This is a genomic window from Actinorhabdospora filicis (genome assembly GCF_030269765.1).
In the GTDB taxonomy this organism is placed as follows: domain Bacteria; phylum Actinomycetota; class Actinomycetes; order Mycobacteriales; family Micromonosporaceae; genus Actinorhabdospora; species Actinorhabdospora filicis.
Genome location: NZ_BSTX01000002.1, coordinates 484,329 through 503,423, shown reverse-complemented (window position 1 = coordinate 503,423; position 19,095 = coordinate 484,329). Strand labels below are relative to the sequence as shown.

General features: G+C 72.6%; 14 protein-coding genes. 12 read left to right on the top strand and 2 right to left on the bottom strand.

The window, feature by feature from the left end; genetic code table 11:
• The first annotated feature begins 277 nt into the window (after nt 1–277).
• Entirely contained in the window at nt 278–3,397 is a 3,120-nt protein-coding gene (locus tag QSK10_RS15115) for a non-ribosomal peptide synthetase (RefSeq protein WP_285663436.1), read from the top strand.
• 21 nt (nt 3,398–3,418) lie between these two features.
• Here the strand turns inward: QSK10_RS15115 and QSK10_RS15110 are convergent, their stop codons facing one another.
• Entirely contained in the window at nt 3,419–4,000 is a 582-nt protein-coding gene (locus QSK10_RS15110; protein WP_285663434.1) for a putative glycolipid-binding domain-containing protein, read from the bottom strand.
• A gap of 288 nt (nt 4,001–4,288) precedes the next feature.
• Here QSK10_RS15110 and QSK10_RS15105 point away from each other — a divergent pair, with 288 nt between their 5' ends.
• From QSK10_RS15105 to QSK10_RS15060, 10 genes are read left to right on the top strand one after another with little or no spacing between them, the layout of a single operon-like run.
• Nucleotides 4,289–5,788: a pyridoxal phosphate-dependent decarboxylase family protein gene (locus QSK10_RS15105; protein WP_285663433.1), complete on the top strand. Its 1,500-nt coding sequence runs from the start codon at nt 4,289–4,291 to the stop codon at nt 5,786–5,788.
• Between the two features lie 56 nt (nt 5,789–5,844).
• Nucleotides 5,845–7,071, top strand: a complete 1,227-nt coding sequence (locus QSK10_RS15100; RefSeq protein WP_285663432.1) for a fatty acid desaturase — start codon at nt 5,845–5,847, stop codon at nt 7,069–7,071.
• A 13-nt stretch (nt 7,072–7,084) separates the two neighbouring features.
• On the top strand, nt 7,085–7,525 hold the full coding sequence (locus QSK10_RS15095) for a cobalamin-dependent protein (RefSeq protein ID WP_285663431.1): 441 nt from the start codon (nt 7,085–7,087) through the stop codon (nt 7,523–7,525).
• A complete protein-coding gene (locus QSK10_RS15090) occupies nt 7,518–8,915 on the top strand; it encodes a methylaspartate mutase (protein ID WP_285663430.1) in 1,398 nt (465 codons plus the stop codon). The genes QSK10_RS15095 and QSK10_RS15090 overlap by 8 nt, the downstream gene beginning before the upstream one ends.
• A complete protein-coding gene (locus QSK10_RS15085) occupies nt 8,902–10,086 on the top strand; it encodes a sulfotransferase family protein (RefSeq protein ID WP_285663429.1) in 1,185 nt (394 codons plus the stop codon). Before QSK10_RS15090 ends, QSK10_RS15085 begins: the two co-directional genes overlap by 14 nt.
• Nucleotides 10,083–11,312, top strand: coding sequence for an ABC transporter substrate-binding protein (locus QSK10_RS15080; protein ID WP_285663428.1), 1,230 nt, complete (start codon nt 10,083–10,085; stop codon nt 11,310–11,312). The genes QSK10_RS15085 and QSK10_RS15080 overlap by 4 nt, the downstream gene beginning before the upstream one ends.
• Nucleotides 11,309–12,976: a thiamine pyrophosphate-dependent enzyme gene (locus tag QSK10_RS15075; protein WP_285663427.1), complete on the top strand. Its 1,668-nt coding sequence runs from the start codon at nt 11,309–11,311 to the stop codon at nt 12,974–12,976. Before QSK10_RS15080 ends, QSK10_RS15075 begins: the two co-directional genes overlap by 4 nt.
• Complete coding sequence (locus QSK10_RS15070; RefSeq protein WP_285663426.1) at nt 12,973–14,364, top strand: cystathionine beta-synthase; 1,392 nt, start codon at nt 12,973–12,975, stop codon at nt 14,362–14,364. The genes QSK10_RS15075 and QSK10_RS15070 overlap by 4 nt, the downstream gene beginning before the upstream one ends.
• Nucleotides 14,361–15,548 carry a Glu/Leu/Phe/Val dehydrogenase dimerization domain-containing protein gene (locus QSK10_RS15065; RefSeq protein WP_285663425.1) on the top strand — a complete coding sequence of 396 codons (1,188 nt, stop codon included), beginning with the start codon at nt 14,361–14,363 and terminating at the stop codon, nt 15,546–15,548. The genes QSK10_RS15070 and QSK10_RS15065 overlap by 4 nt, the downstream gene beginning before the upstream one ends.
• Nucleotides 15,545–16,948: a class-II fumarase/aspartase family protein gene (locus tag QSK10_RS15060; protein WP_285663424.1), complete on the top strand. Its 1,404-nt coding sequence runs from the start codon at nt 15,545–15,547 to the stop codon at nt 16,946–16,948. Before QSK10_RS15065 ends, QSK10_RS15060 begins: the two co-directional genes overlap by 4 nt.
• Nucleotides 16,949–16,959: 11 nt before the next feature.
• Here the strand turns inward: QSK10_RS15060 and QSK10_RS15055 are convergent, their stop codons facing one another.
• The gene (locus QSK10_RS15055; protein ID WP_285663423.1) at nt 16,960–17,691 is read right to left on the bottom strand and encodes an SDR family NAD(P)-dependent oxidoreductase; all 732 of its coding nucleotides are present in this window, start codon (nt 17,689–17,691) and stop codon (nt 16,960–16,962) included.
• A 44-nt stretch (nt 17,692–17,735) separates the two neighbouring features.
• On the opposite strand from QSK10_RS15055, the gene QSK10_RS15050 reads away from it, so the two are divergent.
• Nucleotides 17,736–19,091, top strand: a complete 1,356-nt coding sequence (locus QSK10_RS15050; RefSeq protein ID WP_432705327.1) for an aspartate aminotransferase family protein — start codon at nt 17,736–17,738, stop codon at nt 19,089–19,091.
• The last annotated feature ends 4 nt before the right edge of the window (nt 19,092–19,095 follow it).

The window sequence follows — 19,095 nt, the reverse complement described above, 5'->3', positions numbered from 1 at the left end:
TGGACCCGGCGCCGGTGTCCGATGTGGACGCATTGCGGCGCCGGTGGACCTCGGGGAGCGCCCGGTGTGACGTTGGGTGACGCCGGGACGGCGGCAGGGTGAAAGGCCGGGCGACTCGTCCCCATCGGTCCAATGTGCACCGTAAGCCCATCGACGAGGTGGAGAATAGAGTCGGATGAAAACGCCTATTCGCTGAAATTGTCAACCCTTCCCCTCACTCTTCGTGTGTGTTTAGTGTCGGGACGTTCAGCACCCGTCGACCCGGGAGGGCCCCTCCATGCCTGCAGAGCTGTCCGCGACTCAGGAACGCCTGTGGTTCCTCGACCAGTTCGCCGACGCGCCAGTGTCCACAGTGGTGTGGTGGGCGCGGCTCGGTGGCGCGCTCGACGTCGATGCCCTGGCCGGTGCCCTCGGGGCGCTGGTGGAGCGTCATCCGGTGCTGCGCACGGTGGTCGTGGCGCGGGACGGCCGGCCCGTGCCGGTGGTCTCGGCGGCCGAGGCCGGTGCGCTGCCGTTACTGGACCTGAGCGGCTCCAGCGAAGCGGGCGCGGTGGAGCGGGCGCGGCGGGAGTTCGCCGCCGAGCCCTTCGACCTGGCGACCGGGCCGCTGTTGCGGGCGCGGCTGCTGCGGCTGGGTGAGGACGAGCACGAGCTGCTGGTCGGCGCGCATCAGATCGCGCTGGATAGGGCCGGGCTGGCCGGTTTCGGGCTGGCGCTGGCCGAGGCCTTCGCGGGTCTGCCGGGCGGGGACGGTTTCGCCGCCTTCGCCGCCGGGGAGCGTGCGCGGCTGGCCGATCCGGGTCTGGGGGACGTGACAAGGAGCTGGCGGGAGCATCTGGCGGGGATTCCGCCGCTGGAGCTGCCCACCGACCGCAACCGGCCCAGTGGCGCCGGGTACGCCGCGAGCCTGTGGACCACCGCGATCGACCCGGAGCTGGCCGAGGCGGTGGACGCGTTCGCCGCGGCCGAGGGCCGCTCGGCAGGCGAGGTGTGGGCGGGTGCGGTGCAGGCGTTGCTGCACCGCTACACCGGCCAGGAGCTGCTGGCGCTGGGCGAGGCGGCCGGGCCCGATCCACAGTGGAGCCGCACGCTCGGGCCGGTCGGGAACATCACCGTCCGGCGCGGGCTGCTGGGTGAGAACGCCGGGTTCCGGGCGCTGCTGGACGCCGAGGCCGCTCCCCCGCCGCTGCCGTTCCCGACGCTGGTGGAGGCCCTGGACCCGCCGCGCGATCCCTCGCGCAGCCCGATCTTCCAGGTGCTGACCGGTACGCACGTGACCCCGGATTTGTCGTTCGGGGCGGCGCGGGTGACCGCGGCCGGGTACGGCCACAGTGGGGCGAGCCTCTACGACCTGGACTGGTGGCTGGACGGGCTCGGCGACGCGCGGCGGCTGGCGATCGCCTACCGCCGTGACCTCTTCGACGAGGCGACCGTGGAGCGCATGGCGCGGCACTTCCTGATCCTGCTCAAGGCGATGCTGTCGGGGCCCGACCGGGCGATCGCGGAGCTGCCGTTGCTGGACGCGGCCGAGACGCGGCTGGTGATGGAGGACTTCAATGCCACCGACGTCCCGTACCCGGACGAGGTGACCGTCCAGGAGCTCTTCGAGGAGCAGGTGCTGCGCAGCCCTGATGTACGGGCGGTGACCTATGAGGGCGCGCACCTGACCTATGCCGAGCTGAACGCGCGGGCCAACCGGATCGCGCACCGGCTGCGGGCGGCCGGTGTCGGGCGCGGCGACTTCGTCGGGCTGTGCCTGGAGCGCGACCTCGACTTCCTCCCGGCGGTGCTGGGGGTGCTGAAGTCGGGTGGCGCGTACGTGCCGCTGGATCCGGCCTATCCGCCCGAGCGGCTCGACTTCATGGTCGCCGACACCGGGGCCCGCTACCTCATCACGCAGGAGCGGCTGCTGGGGGTGATCCCGTCGCCGCCGCCGGAGATCATCGTCGTCGACCGGGACCGCGCCGAGATCGACGCCTGTCCCGACGCCGATCCGGACAACGTCAATGAGGCCGGTGACCTCACCTACGTCGTCTACACCTCCGGCTCGACCGGGCGGCCCAAGGGCGTGGAGACCATCCACCGCGGCGTGGTCGGGCTGGTCATCAACACCGACATCCTCGCGCTGGACGCCGAGACCTCCTACCTGCAGATCTCGCCACTGTCCTTCGACGCGTCCACATTGGAGATCTTCGGGCCGCTGCTGAACGGCGGACGCGTGGTGCTGCTGCCATCGGGCGTGCCGACTCCGGCGCGGGTGGCGCGGACGGTCGTCGAGCAGGGCGTCAACACGCTGTGGCTGGTGGCGCCGCTGGCGAACCTCACCATCGACACGCATCTGGACCGGCTGCACGGGCTGCGGCAGTTCATGATCGGCGGGGACGCGCTGTCGATCCCGCACGTCCGCAAGGTACGCGCTGCGATGCCGGACGTCCGGCTGGTCAACGGCTACGGTCCCACCGAGGTCACCGCGTTCAGCGTGACCCTCCAGATCGGGCAGATCCCGGCCGACTGGCCCTCGGTGCCCATCGGGCGGCCCATGAACAACACCACCGCCTACATCCTCGACGAGCGCATGGCGCCGCTGCCGGTGGGCATCTGGGGCGAGCTGTACCTGGGCGGTCCGCGCGTCGGGCTGGGCTACCACCACCGGCCCGACCTGAACGCCGTGCACTTCCTGCCCGACCCGTTCCGGCCGGGCCCCGAGTCGCGGATCTACCGGACCGGTGACCGGGTGCGGTGGCTGCCCGACGGGACGATCCAGTTCCACGGGCGGCTGGACACCCAGGTGAAGATCGACGGGCTGCGGGTGGAGCTGGGCGAGATCCAGAGCGTCATCGCCGGGCACGAGTCGGTCGGGGCGGTCGTGGTGACCGCGCCGGCGATCGGCTCGCGGCGGACGCTGGTGGCCTATGTGGTCCCGGCCGGTCCGGGCGCCTTCGACGCCGCCGCGCTGCGCGCGTCACTGTCGCGGCATCTACCCAGCGTGATGGTCCCGGCGCACTACATCCTGCTGGAGACGATCCCGCTGACGCCGAACAACAAAGTGGACTACCGGGCGCTGCCGGAGCCGGAGCTGGGCGGCGAGCGGGAGTTCGTGGCGCCGGAGAGTTTCCCCGAACAGGTTTTGGCCGGCATCTGGCGGGACATCCTGGGTGTGGAGCGCGTCGGCGCCGGGGACAACTTCTTCGCCCTCGGCGGTCACTCGCTGCGGGCGGTGGCCATGCTGGCCGGGCTGGGGCAGGCCTGCGGGGTCGAGCTGTCGGTGCAGGACGTGTTCGAGGCCCCGGTGCTGGCCGACCTGGCCGCGCGGGTCGAGGAGCGGATGATCGCCGCCCTGCCTGACCAGGAGCTGGCGGAATTGCTGACGGAGGTGAGCGGCCGGCCCGAGAACTGACATCGACCATTTTTCCAGAGGTCACCGATATTTAGGGCCCTTGTGCACGGCGGCGGTCCAGCCACCGCCGGGGTAATCGAGTACCCAGCCATTGCGGTCCACGGTGATTTTGTAGGCACCCACCGATCCGGCGAATTTGTAGGTGCGCGCATCCAGGCGGGTGTACGTTTGTTCTGCCGCTCGTGCCACAAATGACGGCACGGGCACCCACAGGACGCGCGCGGTGCCACTTTGACCTTTTTCCAGCGCCAGTCTGCGTATCGCCAGCGTATTCGTCGCGGGCGTGAACGCCAGGTCGACGTCGTCGCACGGGAACGCCAGATCCAGGGGCTTCCCGTCGCGCCACCACGCCCCTTGGCCGTCGCCGCGCAGTTCCAGCCTGGCCGGTCCGGCCGGGTCGTCGAGGTCCAGGTCGACCTCGCGGGCGCGCCAGTTCTCGTCGGTTTCGACGCGATACCGCAGCTCAACCGGGCCGCCGCGGCCCCGGTAGATCGCCGTGCCGCTGAGCCGGTGGTGGTCGCCGACCCGGTCGAGGCGGCCGATCTCCAGGGAGACGCGCCCGGCGCGCTCCCAGATCGCGGTGCTCAGGCGTTGGCCGTCCATCGTGCTCCCGTCCCTCCATTCGGGCCGCCGTTACCGGCCCACTTCCGATAGCGATCCGCACTGTGCGAAATCGCGGCAACGTTCAGTTCATTACATTGTGCGCTTCGGCGGAGTTCATATTTCTCTCCATTGCGCCGTGTTAACGGATGATGCTAACTTCGGTTGTGTGATCGTCGGGGGGCACGCAGCCACGGCCTCGCACGGCCAAATGCGCCTCACCTCAATCACGCCGCGCCATCCGGACCGCAACCACCGTTCGCGACCCTGGCATATTCTAAGGGGAGGACCATGTCGTCACTGGCACCCGGCACGCCGTTATTCACCTCATTCAATGATTCGGCCGCGCTGGACCGGTTGCGCTCACTGCTGACCTCGGCCATCGACACCGTGGCCGCCACCCGGGAGAACCCCGGGCCGGTCACCCCCGGCGGGCCCGACTCGGCCGCCGCACACGCCGCCAAGCTCCTCCCGGAGCTCCTGGACGGGCGCGCGGCCGCCGATCCCGACGAGGCCATGCGCCGCCTCTTCACCGCCTTCGCCACCTGGTCCATCGACGTCACCGACCCGGCGACGGTGGCACGCATGCAGTGCCCGCCGACGCTGTACGCCACCACCGCCGAGCTCGTCGCCGCCGCCCTCAACCAGTCCCTGCACGCCTGGGAGGCCGGGCCCTTCGCCCTGGAGCTGGAGCGGCACGTCGTCGCCCTCATCAACGGGCTGATCGGCTACGGGCCGGGCGCGGGCGGCACCATCACCGCCGGCGGCAGCCTGTCCAACATCATGGCGATGCTGCTGGCCCGCGACGAGATCGTCGACCGCCGCTTCGGGACCGGCGCGGCCAAGGCCGGGCTCTCCGGGCTCGGCGTGCGGCCGGTCGTACTGTGCAGCAGCGCCACCCACTTCTCCATCGGGCGCGGCGCGGCCATCGCCGGGATCGGCGAGGACGCCATCCTGCGCGTGCCCACCGACCGGCGCGGGCAGATCCTCGTCGAGGAGACCGCGCGCTTCATCGCCGACCTTCCCGACACCGACCTGCCGGTCATCCTCGTCGCCTGCGCCGGGTCCACCGACATCGGCTGGTCGGACCCCATCCCGCAGCTGTGCGAACTGGCGCGGCGACACGGGATCTGGCTGCACGCCGACGCCGCCTACGGTGGCGGCGCCCTCTTCTCCCAGCAGCGCCGGCACCTGCTGGACGGCATCGCCGAGGCCGACTCGGTGACCATGGACCTGCACAAGTTCGGCTGGGCGCCCGCGGCCGCGGGGATGTTCCTCGTCCGCGACGAGCAGACCCTGCGGCACCTGTCGGCCCAGGCCACCAGCCTCAACGCCCAAGACGACGTCGACGGCGGCTTCGTGGGCCTCTACGGCACCTCCGTGCAGGCGACCCGGCGCAGCGACGCGCTCAAGATCGCCGCCAACCTCGCCGTCCTCGGCGTCGACGGCATCGGCGACCTCGTCGACCGCTGCTGCGAGCTGGCCCGCCACGCCGCCGCGCGCGTGGAATCCGAGCCGCTGCTGGACCTGGCCGAGCCCCCGGTGCTCTCGACCGTCCTGTTCCGTTACCTGCCACCGGACGGGCGCGACGCCGACGCGTTCAACGCCGAACTCCGCCGCCGCCTGGCCACCCTGGGCCGCGCGCTCATGGCGCGCACGTGGTCCACCGAGGAGGACGGCTCCCGCGTGGTTCGCCTCAAGCTCATGCTCCTCAACCCGGCGACCACCACCGCGCAGCTCGACGAGCTCATCGACACGATCCTGGCCACCGCCGCCGAGATGACCGGTTGAAGAGCCGCCGGCCACAGCGACCCCCACACGATCGACCAGTCTCACAGGGAGGCGTCATGACAGACGGCCTCGTCACCACCAATCCGGCGCTCATCGGCGAGCGCGAGGCCGCGGAAGTCCGCGACGCGATGCCATCGGCGGGACCGGTGCTCGCGCTGCCGCTCACCTATCTCACCGGCAAGCCGTACACCGGGCAGCGCGGGCCGAGGCTGCGGCCGGGCCACCATGTCGTGTTCGGTTTCGTCTCGATGCTCGGCGGGCTGGCCCTGTCGTGCTGGGCCCTGTCGGGTCTGCTGGCCGGGATCTGGTGGTTTTCGCCGGTCCTGGTGGCCGGGTGGGCGGTGTCGCTGCACGGGATGCGGAACCTGCGGATGATGGTCTATCACCAGGCCGCCCACCGGAACCTGTGGGCGCGGCAGTCGGTGGACCGTCCCTTGGGGAGGGTCATCGCCGGGGTGCTGATGGTGCAGGACTTCGAGCGCTACACCGTCGAGCACGTCGCCGATCACCACGCCGTCCATCACATGACGGTGCGCGATCCGACGGTCCAGGCGTTCCTGATCGGGCTGCGGCTGGCGCCGGGGATGTCGCGGCGGCGGATGTGGGCGCGGGTGCTGGTGACGCTGGTGAATCCGGTGTTCCACGCCCGGTTCCTCATCGGCCGGATCCGCTCCTACTTCCAGCCGGCCTCGGCGCGGACCCGCTATGTCACCGCCGGTGTCTACCTGCTGATCGCGGTGGCGCTGGTGTGGACGGGCTGGTGGCCGTTCGCGCTGGTGTGCTGGGTGTGGCCGCTGACGGTGCCCTACCAGGTGAGCAACACGCTGCGGTTGTGCGTCAAGCACACCTTCCCCTCGCCGCTGGCCGCCGAACGCAAGGGCCGCGACTACTTCGGGAGCCTCACCAACGCGATCTTCATCGGTGAGGCCGCGCCGGAGCCGGGCCGCGGAATCGTCCATGTCGGACGGTGGGCGCGGTGGTGGGCGCGGATGCTGCTGCTGCACTTCCCGTCCCGCTATCTGGTGCTCACCGGCGACACCGTCTGCCACGACTTCCACCATCGCCGCCCGATGAGCCGGGAGTGGGCCGGGTACGTCTTCGAGCGTCAGGCCGATGTGGACGGCGGGCACCCCGGCTGGCCGCAGTACCGGGCCGTGTGGGGGCTGGTCCCGGCGATCAGCGTCGTCTTCGACTCCCTCTCGGCCGCCGACCCGCGCGAGTACAGCGTGGACCGGATCGCCGCGATCAGCGGCCGCGACCTGTTCTCCGCCTTCGACGACTGACAGGAGAGGTCCCATGACCACCACGTCCCCACCACCGCGCCAGGTGATCCTCGGCGTGGCCCGCAGCGACGCGCACGCCGTCGCCAACCACCTCATCGCGATGCGGTTGCGCGAGTCGGGGTTCACCGTGACCAACCTCGGGGTCTGCACACCGCTGGAGGAGTTCGCCGAGGCGCACACCGCCCATCCCGACGCCGAGGCGGTGATCATCGGCAGCCTCAACGGACACGCCTATGAGGACCTGCGGGACCTGCCCGCGCTGCGCTCGGCGGGCCTGCTCCAGGTCCCCGTCATCGTCGGCGGCAACCTCTCGGTGGGCAGCAAGAAGAGCGATCGGGACCATGAGCGGCTCTACGAGCTGGGCGTGGACTACATCCTCGGCGACGCCGAGCAGCTGCCGTTGCTGCTGGACCTGCTGCGCGCCGAGGCGCGTCCCCCGCTGTCCCGTGTCTGAGATCCCGGGGCTGCGGATCGAGCGGCGGGTGGCCGCCGCTCTGCCGCCGTGGCCCGACATCGTGGCGTGGCTGCGCCGGACGGACAAGCCGACGGTCGCGGCGGTGCTCGCCGCCGCCGACCGGCGCGGCGTCCCGGTGGTGCAGCCGCGCTGCGGGGTCGGCGATCACGAGCGCATGCGCGAGCTGCTCCAGGCCATCGAGGCCGAGGGGCGCCCGAGCGTGCTGACGCTGACCATCGACTCCTACACCCGGCTCAAGCACTTCCGCAGCGCCGCCGAGGCGCTGCGCCGCGACCCGGCCGGTCTCAACGGGTATCCGCTGGTGGCGCACGGGTGGCGGCGCGGCCGCGACCTGGACGCCTCGGTGCGCGCGCCCTTGCAGGTGCGGCACGGGTCCCCCGACGGGCGTGAGCTGTTCGCCGTCACCCTGGCGGCCGGGATCACCTCCTTCGAGGGCGGCGGGCTGTCCTACAACCTGCCGTACTCCAAGAACGTGCCGCTGGCGGTCTCGCTGGAGGCCTGGCGGCAGATCGACGCCGTCTGCGGGATCCTCGCCGATGAGGGCGTGCCCATCGACCGGGAGATGTTCGGTTCGCTCACCGGGGTCCTGGTGCCGCCGGCGATCTCGCTGGCCGTCTGCCTCCTGGAGGCGTGCTCGGCGGCCGCCGAGGGCGTGCGGTGCGTGTCGATCGCCTATCCGCAGGGCGGTGAGGTGCACCAGGACGTGGCCGCGCTGCGCGCGATCCGGTCGCTGGCGGCGAAGTACCTGCCGGAGCGGGTCGCGGTCTACCCCGTCCTGCACACCTTCATGGGCGTCTTCCCGCGCACCACGGCCACCGCCGACGCGCTGATCCACTACGCGGGGCTGACCGCGCGGCTGGGCGGCGCGGTGAAGGTCATCAACAAGACCAACCAGGAGGCCTACGGCATCCCCGACGCGGCCACCAACGCCCTCGGGGTGCGCACCACCGCGATGGCCTTCACCCCGTTCCTGGACTTCGTGACCGTCGACGAGGTCCGCGTCGAGGAGGAGCGGTACTGGATCGAGCGGGAGGTCGCCGAGCTCGTCGACCCCGTCCTCGACCAGGCCGACGGGCAGCGGATATCGGCGGCGGTGGAGAAGGCCTTCGCCGACGGGCGCCTGGACATCCCCTTCTCGGCGAGCGTGCACGCGCGCGCCGAGGTCATGCCGCGCCGCGACGCCGGTGGCGGCGTCCGCTACCAGAACTACGGGCGGCTCCCCTTCTCGCGGGCCACCCGCCGCCGCAACGAGCAGTGCCTGCGCGGCGCACCGGGCGGCGACCGGCTCATCGAGGCCGTCACCGCCGACATCAACTACTTCCTCGCCTTCGACCGGCACCAGGACGGGGACGATCATGCGAACAGCTGACATCACCGCGGCCGAGCTGCGCCTGCGCCGCGACGCCCTCCGCAAGGCCGACGCCTGCTCCGGCACCCCGTTCTGGGACTACGCCATGCCCGCCCTGCCGGTGCTGCTGACCTCGCTGCACCGCGAGGCGCGGCTGTCGCCCGACGGGCTGCGCGTCGCCGAGAACTCCATCGCCTCGGCCCTGGCCACCCAGCTGCGGGTATCGCGGCTGCTGCGGGAGAAACCCGAGATCGCGCGGGTGGACCTGGGCGGCCCGGTCTTCATCACCGGCCTGTTCCGCACCGGGAGCACCCTCCTGCACCGGCTGCTGGCCCGCCATCCCGGGCTGCGCGTCCCGCTGCTGTGGGAGCTGCTGTCGCCGGGCGACCCCAGGGACCGGCCCGCGCGGATCACCACCGCCCGCGCCTACGTCGAGGAGTACTACCGGGCGGCACCGGCCTTCCGCGCCATCCATCCCCTCTCGGCGACCGAACCCGAGGAGTGCCACCGGCTCACCGGCGCCTCGCTGCACGCCGACATCTACGCGCTGCGCTACCGCGTCCCCCACTATGGACGGTGGCTGGCCCGCCAGGACCTCACCGGCGCCTATCGCGCCCACCGCGATCAGCTGCGCTGCCTGCTGTGGCGGCGGCCCTCCCCGCGCACCGGGCCGGTCGTCCTCAAGTGCCCCTCGCACCTGTGGCACCTGCCGACCCTCGCGAAGGTCTACCCCGACGCCAGGATCGTGCGCCTGCACCGCGACCCGGTGCGCTGCCTGACGTCGCTGTGCAACCTCACCGCCGTGGTGCGCGGCGCGCGCTCCACGAAGGTGTCCCCGGCCGAGATCGGCGACTACTGGAGCGAGCGCGTCACCACCGCCCTCGACGGCGTCGGCCCAGTGGAGAGCCTGCACGGGCTGCCGGTCCTGGACGTGTCCTACGCCGACCTGGTCACCGATCCCGTCGGCACCGCCGGGCGCGTGGGCGAGTTCGCCGGGGCGGCCTTCACCCCGGCGGCGGCCACCGGCATGCGCGCCTACCTCGCCGCCGATCCCGCCCGGCCGGGCCCGCGCGAGTACCACCCGGGCGTGTTCGGCCTCGACGTCCCCGCCCTCGACCGGCGTTTCGCGGCCTACCGCGAGGCCTTCGGTCTGCACCGCACCCCATCCCCCACGAAAGGACCGTCGACATGACGACGCCACTCGAACTGGCCACCGCCGAGCTTGAGGCGGCCAACGCGCCGGCCGGGGAGAACCCGGTCCGCATCGGCATCCTCACCCCGATGACCCCGCCCGGCGACGACATGGCCGGGGTGCTCGTGACGCGAGGGGCGCGGCTGGGCGTGGAGTACCTCGCCGAGCACGGCGGCGTCCTGGGCCGCGGGGTGGAGCTGGTGGCCCGCAATGACATGGCCACCGCCGACGCCGACGGCTTCGGTGCCTCGGCGGCCGGTGAGACGGCGAAGCTGGCGCTGGTCGACGAGGTCGTCGCCGTACTCGGGCAGTGGCACCTGCGCACCGCCGGGTGGGCCGCGGAGGTCTGCGAGCGCTTCGGGCTGCCGATGTTCGTGGAGAACGGGCACAGCACCATCACCCACGGCCGCAAGAGCATCTTCCGCACCTACTTCTCCTGCGCCGACCGGACCCCGCTGATGGTCGACTACATGGCCGCCCAGGGAGCCAAGCGCGTGGCGGTGCTGGCCGCCGACACCGTCTTCGGGCAGGAGATGGCCGACGCGGTCGTCGCCTACGGCACCGAGCACCACGGGATGGAGTTCCTGCGCATCGACTTCGCCCAGCAGGAGGTCCTGGACTGGCGCGCCGACCTGGAGCGCATCGCCGCCTGGCAGCCCGACTTCTTCGTCAACGACGGCGTCAACGTCGCCGCCGACGGCAAGCCGCCGGGCAACGCCTACCGCATCACCCAGCAGGCCACCGAGGTCGGGCTGCTGCCGGCGGTGCCGATGATGGTGACCTTCGGGTTCCCGATGCGCTCGGCCGACTACTGGAACTACGCCGGGGACGCCGGTAACGGCGTGGTGTGGCCGGCCAGCCGGTTCCGCCCGGCGTGGCCGGGGATGACCGGCATCGGGCGCTGGTTCACCGAGCGCTTCACCGAGCGCTTCGGGATGGCCCCGCCCGACACCTCGCTCAGCGCGTTCACCGACGTCACCATCATCGGCGCCGCCCTCAACGCCGCCGCCGAGAAGGGCGAGCTGCCCAGTGAGATCAGCGGCATCCGCAAGGCGCTGATCGAGTCGCTGGAGACGCACGCGTTCGACACCTGGCGCGGCCCGGTCCGCTTCGACCCCGCCGACCACCACAGCTCGCCGGAGCTGGTGCTGATGCAGTACCAGGAGGTCGGGCAGAGCTTCAACGACGCCGCGGTCGTCCACCCCGCCGAGGTGCAGGGGACGTGACCGGATCCCCCGCCGACATCGCCGCACCCGGCACGGTCGCGTCGGTCCTCGTGGGCGCCCTGCGCGCCCACGGGGTCTCCCGCGTCTTCTGCGTGGCCGGTGAGAGCTACCTGCCCGTCCTGGACGCGTTGTACGACGCCGCCGATGTGGACGTGGTGACCTGCCGCCATGAGGGCTCGGCGGGTTTCGCGGCCGTGGCCGACGCGAAGCTGACCGGGGTGCCGGGGGTGTGCCTGGTCAACCGCGGGCCGGGCGCGACGAACGCCGCCATCGCCGTGCACGCCGCGTTGCAGGACGCCGTCCCGCTGCTGCTCATCGTCGGGCAGGTGGAGTCGCGTGAGCTGGGCCGGGAGGTCTTCCAGGAGATCGACTGCGTCACCACCTTCGCCACCCTGGCCAAGGAGGTCGTGCGGCTCTACGACCCGGCCAACACCGCCGAGCTGATCGCCCGCGCGCTGCGCACCGCGGTGGCGGGCACGCCCGGGCCGGTGGTACTGGAGGTCCCCGAGGACGTCTTCGACGCCCCCGCGATGCCTCGTGAGGCCGGGCCGTGGCCGCGTCACCCCGTCCCACCACACGCTGATGCGATGGCCGAGGTGAGCGGGATGCTGGCCGCCGCGCGGCGTCCGTTGCTGCTGGCCGGTGGGCTGCTGGACACCGGGCGCGGGCGGGCGCTGCTGGCCGAGACCGCCGCCGTCCACGGGCTGCCGGTGGTCTGCGGCAACAAGCGCCAGGACCTCTATCCGAACCGGGACGCGCGTTACGCCGGGCACGTGCACAACTCCACCAAGGGCGAGCAGCGGGCGGCGCTGGAGTCGGCCGACCTGGTGCTGGCCGTCGGCAGCCGCCTGGACGACGTGACCACCCTCGGGCACGCCTTCCCCACCCCGGCGCAGAACCTCGTCCACGTCTATCCCGACCCGGTGCGGCTGGGCCGTGTCCACCGGCCCGCGATCGGGCTGGCCTGCGACCCGGCGGAGTTCCTGGCGGCCCTGGCGCAGGCGCCCGCGGCCGTCCCGGAGTCGCGGGTGGCGTGGGTGGAGCGGCTGCACGGCATCGAGGCCGCCAAGGCGGTCTGGACGCCGGTGACGGCCTCCGACGGTGTCGTCTTCGGCGGGGTCGTGGCGGCTCTGGACCGGCTGACCGGCGGCGACGTGGTCGTCACCGTCGACTCCGGCGCCTTCACCAGCTGGGTCTACCGGTACCTGCGGCTGGCGGGCGCGGGGAGGCTGCTGGGGATCTCCAGCAGTGCCATGGGCTTCGGGGTCCCCTCGGCGCTGGCGGCGGCGCTGCGGCTGGGGCGACCGGCGGTCGCCTTCGTCGGCGACGGCGGGTTCGTCATGAACGGCGGCGAGCTGGCCACGGCCGTCGAGCGGCACGCGCCGCTGGTGGTCGTCGTGGCCGACAACGGGTCCTACGGCACCATCCGGCTGCACCAGGAGAACCGGTTCCCCGGGCGCACGGTGGCCACGTCGCTGACCAATCCCGACTTCGCGCGCCTGGCCGAGGCCTACGGCGCCACCGGTTTGAGCGTGGACACCGACGCGGGTATCGCCCCCGCGCTGGCCAAGGCCCTTGAGGACGGCGGGCCGGTCGTCGTCCACGTGCGCACCAGCCTGCGCCACATCTCCGCCCACCGCGTTCTCCCGGAGGCGACGGCATGAGCTGGTACGAGTCGCTGACCGACCTGATCGGGGACACGCCCCTGCTGCGGCTGTCGCGGATCACCGAGGGGATCTCGGCGACCGTGCTGGCCAAGCTGGAGCACCTCAATCCCGGCGGGTCGGTCAAGGACCGCATCGCGCTGCGCATGATCGAGGCCGCCGAACGCGACGGGCGGCTGCTGCCCGGCGGGACGATCGTCGAGCCGACCTCGGGCAACACCGGGGTGGGCCTGGCGATCGTGGCCGCCCTCAGGGGCTACCGGTGCGTCTTCACGTGCCCCGACAAGGTCTCGGTGGAGAAGCGCAATGTGCTGCGCGCACACGGCGCCGAGGTCGTGGTCTGCCCGGCGGCCGTCCCACCCGATCACCCCGACTCCTACCGGACGGTCTCCACGCGCCTGGCGCGGGAGATCCCCGGCGCGGTCAAGCTCGACCAGTACGCCACCCCGGCCAACCGCGAGTCCCACTACCACTCCACGGGCCCGGAGATCTGGGCGCAGACCGAGGGCCGCATCACCCACTTCGTGACCTCGGTGGGCACCGGCGGGACGATCAGCGGCGCCGGGCGCTACCTCAAGGAGGTCTCCGGCGGGCGCGTGCGGATCATCGGCGCCGACCCCGACGGGTCGGTCTACTCCGGCGGGACCGGGCGTCCCTACCTGCTGGAGGGGGTGGGCCAGCCGGGCATCCCCGCGTCCTTCGACCCGGCGGTCCCGGATGAGATCCTCGCCGTCCACGACCGCGACTCCATCGAGACCACCCGGCGGCTGGCCCGCGAGGAGGGCCTGCTCGTCGGCGGTTCCAGCGGCATGGCCGTCGCCGCCGCCCTGTCCGTCGCCAAGAACGCGGGTCCAGCGGACCTGATCGTGGTGCTGCTGCCCGACTCCGGGCGCGGCTACCTGTCCAAGATCTTCGACGACGAGTGGCTCGGCCGCTTCGGGCTCACCCCACCCGAGGCCGGGCGCGCCACCGCCGCCGGGGCCCTGGGCGACCCGGCCTGGATCGCCCTGACACCGACCGACACCGTGGCGCGAGCCGTCGCGCTGCTCGCCGAGACCGGACGAGCCCACCTCCCGGTCACGGCCGCACCCCCACCCGTCCGCCTCGCCGAACTCCAGGGCGTGGTCTCGACCGCGTCCCTGGCCGCCGCGCTGGCCACCGGCCGCGCCGGACCCGGCACCCCGGTGGGCGAGGTGGCCGACCCTCCCCCGCCGACGGTCGGCGCCGGGCAGCCCCTCGATGCCGCGACGGCCGCCATGGCCGACGGCGGCGTCGCGGTGGTCCTCGACGCCGGGGAGGTCCTCGGCCTGCTCACCGGCCACCACGTCAACGCACACCTCGCCGGCGTCGACGCCGCGCGGGCACACCCGCCCGAAGAGGAGACATGAGCCAGATCATCACGTACACCGACCCGCTGGAGGGCTTCCCCGGCTGGCTCGTCTACGACGAGACCACCTGCCGGATCGCCGCAGGCGGCTTCCGGGTCCAGCCCGGACTCACCGAGGGCACCCTGCGCGCCCTCGCCGCGAAGATGACCCTCAAGCAGCGCCTGCTCGGCATCAACGTCGACGGCGCCAAGTGCGGCATCGCCTACGACCCGCGCTCGCGCGGCAAGCCCGAGGCCATCCGCCGTTTCCTGTCCTTCCTGCGGCAGGAGCTCCTGCACCGCATGTCCATGGGCTGCGACATGGGCACCCACTGGGACGAGCTGGAGACCCTGGCGCGCGCCGAGGGCATCCCGGGCATCAAGAGCGCCATCCGCGCCGCCCAGGGCCTCGACGAGGACGCCTTCGCCGCGCGCATGGCCGTCCTGCGCGGCCCGCTGGGCGGCATGGACCTCGCGCAGCGCCGGGCCGGGCACGTCCTGGCCATGATCGCCCTGGCCGCCGCCGAGCGGGCCGGACTCGGCACCGGCCTGACCATCGGCCTCCAGGGCTTCGGCAACCTCGGCCGCGCCGCCGCCTGCTCGCTGCTGGAGTCGGCCGCGACCATCACCGCCGTCGCCGACGAGTACGGGTGCGCCGCCGACCCGGCGGGCCTGGACGTGGCCGACATGCTCGCCTCGTCCTACCAGACCCCTGTACCGGCCATGGGGCACCGGCGCGCCCTGCCCTCGGCGGGGCTGCTCGGGCTGCCCTGCGACCTGCTGGTGCTGGCGGCCGGATCGGAGGCCATCGGCGAGGACCAGGTCGCCGCGGTCCAGGCGCCGGTCGTGGTCGTCGGCGCCAACTGCGGCCTGTCGTCCACGGTGGAGAAGCTGCTCTTCGAGCGCGGCATCCTCGTCATCCCCGACTTCGTCGGCGGCATCGGCGGATCGGCGTCCATGGAGGCCCTCTTCGGGCCCCGCCAGACACCCTCCCCGCGCGAGGTCCTCGACACCCTCGGCGGCATGTCGCGCGCCCTGGTCACCGACCTCGTCGACGGCGCCCGCAGGAACTCCACATCCGTGCGCGACCAGGCGCTGGAGCGCGTCGACACCCGCACCGTCCTCGGCGACGAGCGCCCCTACGGCGACAGCCCCTACCTCCAGGCCGCGCTGGCCGAACGCCCCGGAAGGCGGACCCGATCATGAGCGACTGCGCGCACGAGCGCGGCCACATCACCGACTCGATGTTCTACGGCGACCGCTACGCCACCCCCGCCAGCCGGGAGATCTTCTGCGACGTCTGCCGCCACCAGCGGTGGCTGGACATCGAGGCCGCGCTGGCCACGGCACAGGCCGAGCTGGGCATGATCCCCGAGGCCGCCGCCGAGGGCATCACCGCCTCGGCCCACATCGAGCTGCTCGACCTCGACGCCGTCCGCGACGGCATCAACACCTCCGGGCACTCCCTGGTCGGGCTCCTGCGGGTCTTCCAGGCCGCATGCCCCGACGGGACCGGCGAGTTCGTGCACCTGGGCGCGACCACCCAGGACATCCAGGACACCGGGCAGGCCCTGGAGATCCGCGACGTCCTCGACGAGATGGACGTCCTGGTGCGCCGGGCGATCCTGCGCATCAGCACCCTCGCCGAGGACCACGCCGGGACCATCGCGCTGGGCCGCACCCACGCGCAGCCGGCGCTGCCCATCGGCTTCGGGCTCAAGCCCGCCGGGTGGCTCGACGAGCTGCTGCGCCACACCGAGCGGCTGGCAGAACTGCGGCCCCGGGTCGTGGTGGCGCAGCTGGCCGGAGGTGCGGGGACGATGGCCGGTTTCGGGTCCCAGGGCCTGGAACTGCTCGACCGGTTCTCCCACCGCCTCGGCCTGGGCGTCCCGGCCCTGGGCTGGCACGTGGCCCGCGACCGGGTCGCGGAGTTCACCGCGACCATGGCCATGCTGGCCGGTACCGCCGCGCGCATCGCCGAGGAGGTGCGGGTCCTGTCGCGCCCGGAGTTCGCCGAGGTCTCCGAGGCCTGGTACCACGGGAAGGTCGGGTCCTCGACCATGCCGCACAAGCGCAACCCCGAGCGCTGTGAGCAGGTCGTGGTCATGGCGCGCCTCGCCGCTGCCCAGGCGGGGCTGGCGCTGACCGGGATGGTCGGCGACCATGAGCGCGACTCGCGGTCCCTGCGCATCGAGTGGGCGTGCGTGCCGGACGTGTCGCACTACGCGCTGTCGGCGATGGCGATCATCACCGAGGTCCTCGACGGGCTGACCGTCCACGACGACCGGTGCCGCCAGAACGTGCGCCGGGTCGCCGACCAGGTCGCCTCCGAGCGGCTCATGCTCGCCCTCGGCCGCCATCTGGGCAAGCAGACCGCCCATGAGCGGGTATACGAGCTGTCCCAGGACGCCCAGGACCGTGACGTGTCGCTGCGCGAGCTCCTCGACGCCGACGCCGAGCTGTCGGCGCTGCTGGACAAGGAGGAGACCGAGCTGATCTTCGAGCCCTCCGGGTACCTGGGCGCCTCGGTCGAGCTGACCCACCGCACGGTGCGGACCGCCCGCAAGTGGCTGGCCGAGCGGCCCATCCCGGCGGGTGGCCCGTGACCGGAGCCCGGCTACTTCGTCCCCGGCCACGCGCCGCCGTTGACCCCGATCACCTGACCGGTCAGGAAACCGGCCTCGGCCGAGGCCAGGTGCGCGACCAGCGCGGCGATCTCGGCCGGGGTCCCGCCCCGGCCGGCGGGGACGGCCGCGGCGCGCCCGGCGAAGAACTCCGGGGTGCCGCGCTCGCGGTAGAACTCGGTGTCGGGGACGAATCCGGGGGCGATCACGTTGACCGTGACGCCCTCGGGCGCCAGCCGGTCGGCGAGCTCGATGGACCAGGGGTGCAGCGCGGCCTTGGCCGCGCCGTAGGAGGCCGCGCCCCGAAACGCCGCGATCGACGAGATCGTGATGATGCGCCCGCCGGGCCGCCGGAGCCTCGGCAGCAGCGCCTGGGTGGGCAGCACGACGGGCAGGACGTTGCCGCTGAGGTTGGTCAGCCACTGGTCGCGGGTCTCGGTGAGGCTCGCGGCCGGGGTGGCGGCGAGGTTGCCGCCGGCGTTGTTGACCAGGACGTCGGTGTCGCCGGCGAGTTCGGCGGCCTCGGCGACCTGCTCGGGGTCGGTGAGGTCGGCGGCATGCCAGGTGACGTGGCCCCCGGCGTCGTTGAGGCGTTTCGCGGTGCCCTCCAGGACCTCGGCGCGCCTGCCCAGGATGAGCACCTCGTCACCGGCCTTCGCGAAGACCTCCGCGATCGCCGCGCCGATGCCGGTCCCGCCGCCGGAGACCACCGTCCGCCGTCCCATGTCTTTCCTCTTCCCTGTAGACGATGCCGCCATTGGAGCACTCCGTGACCGATCCGTCCACGCCTCACGGCGTACCCATGTCCGATGTGGACGCCAAGGCCGCCCGCGCCGAGGACCGCGCCCACCTGTTCTACTCCTGGTCGGCGCAGCGCGACCTGGATCCGCCGCTGGTGTCGGGGGCGTCCGGCGTGCACTTCTGGGACGCCGAGGGCAGGCGCTATCTCGACTTCGCCTCCCAGTTCGTGCACGTCAACATCGGCCACCAGCATCCCAAGGTGATCGCGGCGATCCGTGAGCAGGCCGAGCGGCTGTGCACGATCGGGCCGTCCATGGGCGTCGACGTGCGCGCGCGTGCCGCGCGGCTGATCGCCGAGCACGCCCCGGCGGGGATGTCGCGGGTCTTCTTCACCAACGGCGGCACCGAGGCCATCGAGCACGCCACGCGCATGGCGCGGCGGATGACCGGGCGCCCCAAGCTCCTGGCGGCCTACCGCTCCTATCACGGGTCGACGACCACGTCGATGCACCTGTCGGGCGACCCGCGCCGGTGGCCCAGCGACACCGGTGCGGCCGGGGTGGCGCGCTTCTTCGGGCCCTACCTGTACCGGACGGTCTTCCACGCCCGCGACGAGGCCGAGGAGTGCGCCCGCGCGCTGGCCCACCTCGACGAGGTGGTGCGCCTGGAGGGCCCGGAGACCATCGCGGCGATCGTGCTGGAGAGCGTGGTCGGAACCAACGGGATCCTCGTCCCACCGGACGGGTACCTGGCCGGTGTGCGCGCGATCTGCGACCGGTACGGGATCGTCTACATCGCCGACGAGGTCATGTCGGGCTTCGGGCGCACCGGCAAATGGTTCGCCGTCGACCACTGGGACGTCGTCCCGGACCTGATCTGCTTCGCCAAGGGCGTCAACTCCGGCTACGTGCCCCTCGGCGGGATCGTCATCGGACCCAGGGTCGCCGAGTTCTTCCAGGACACCCCCTATCCCGGCGGCCTGACCTACTCCGGCCATCCCCTGGCCTGCGCGGCGGCCGTCGGCGCCATCACCGCCATGGACGACGAGGGCATCGTGGACAACGCGCTGCGGCTGGGCGCCGAGGTCCTCGGCCCCGGGCTGCGCGAGCTGGCCGACAAGCACCCCTGCGTCGGCGATGTGCGCGGCCTGGGCGCCTTCTGGGCCCTGGAACTGGTCGCCGACCGGGCCACCCGCGAGCCGCTGGGCACCGCGGCGATGGCCGCCGTGGCCGCCGCGTGCAAGGAGCGCGGGCTGTGGCCGATGGCCGTGGCCAACCGCATCCACGTCGTGCCGCCCTGCGTCACCGGCGACGCCGACGCGCGCGCCGGGCTGGCCGTCCTCGACGCCGCCCTCACCACCGCCGACTCCCACCCGAGCTCGTGAGCCT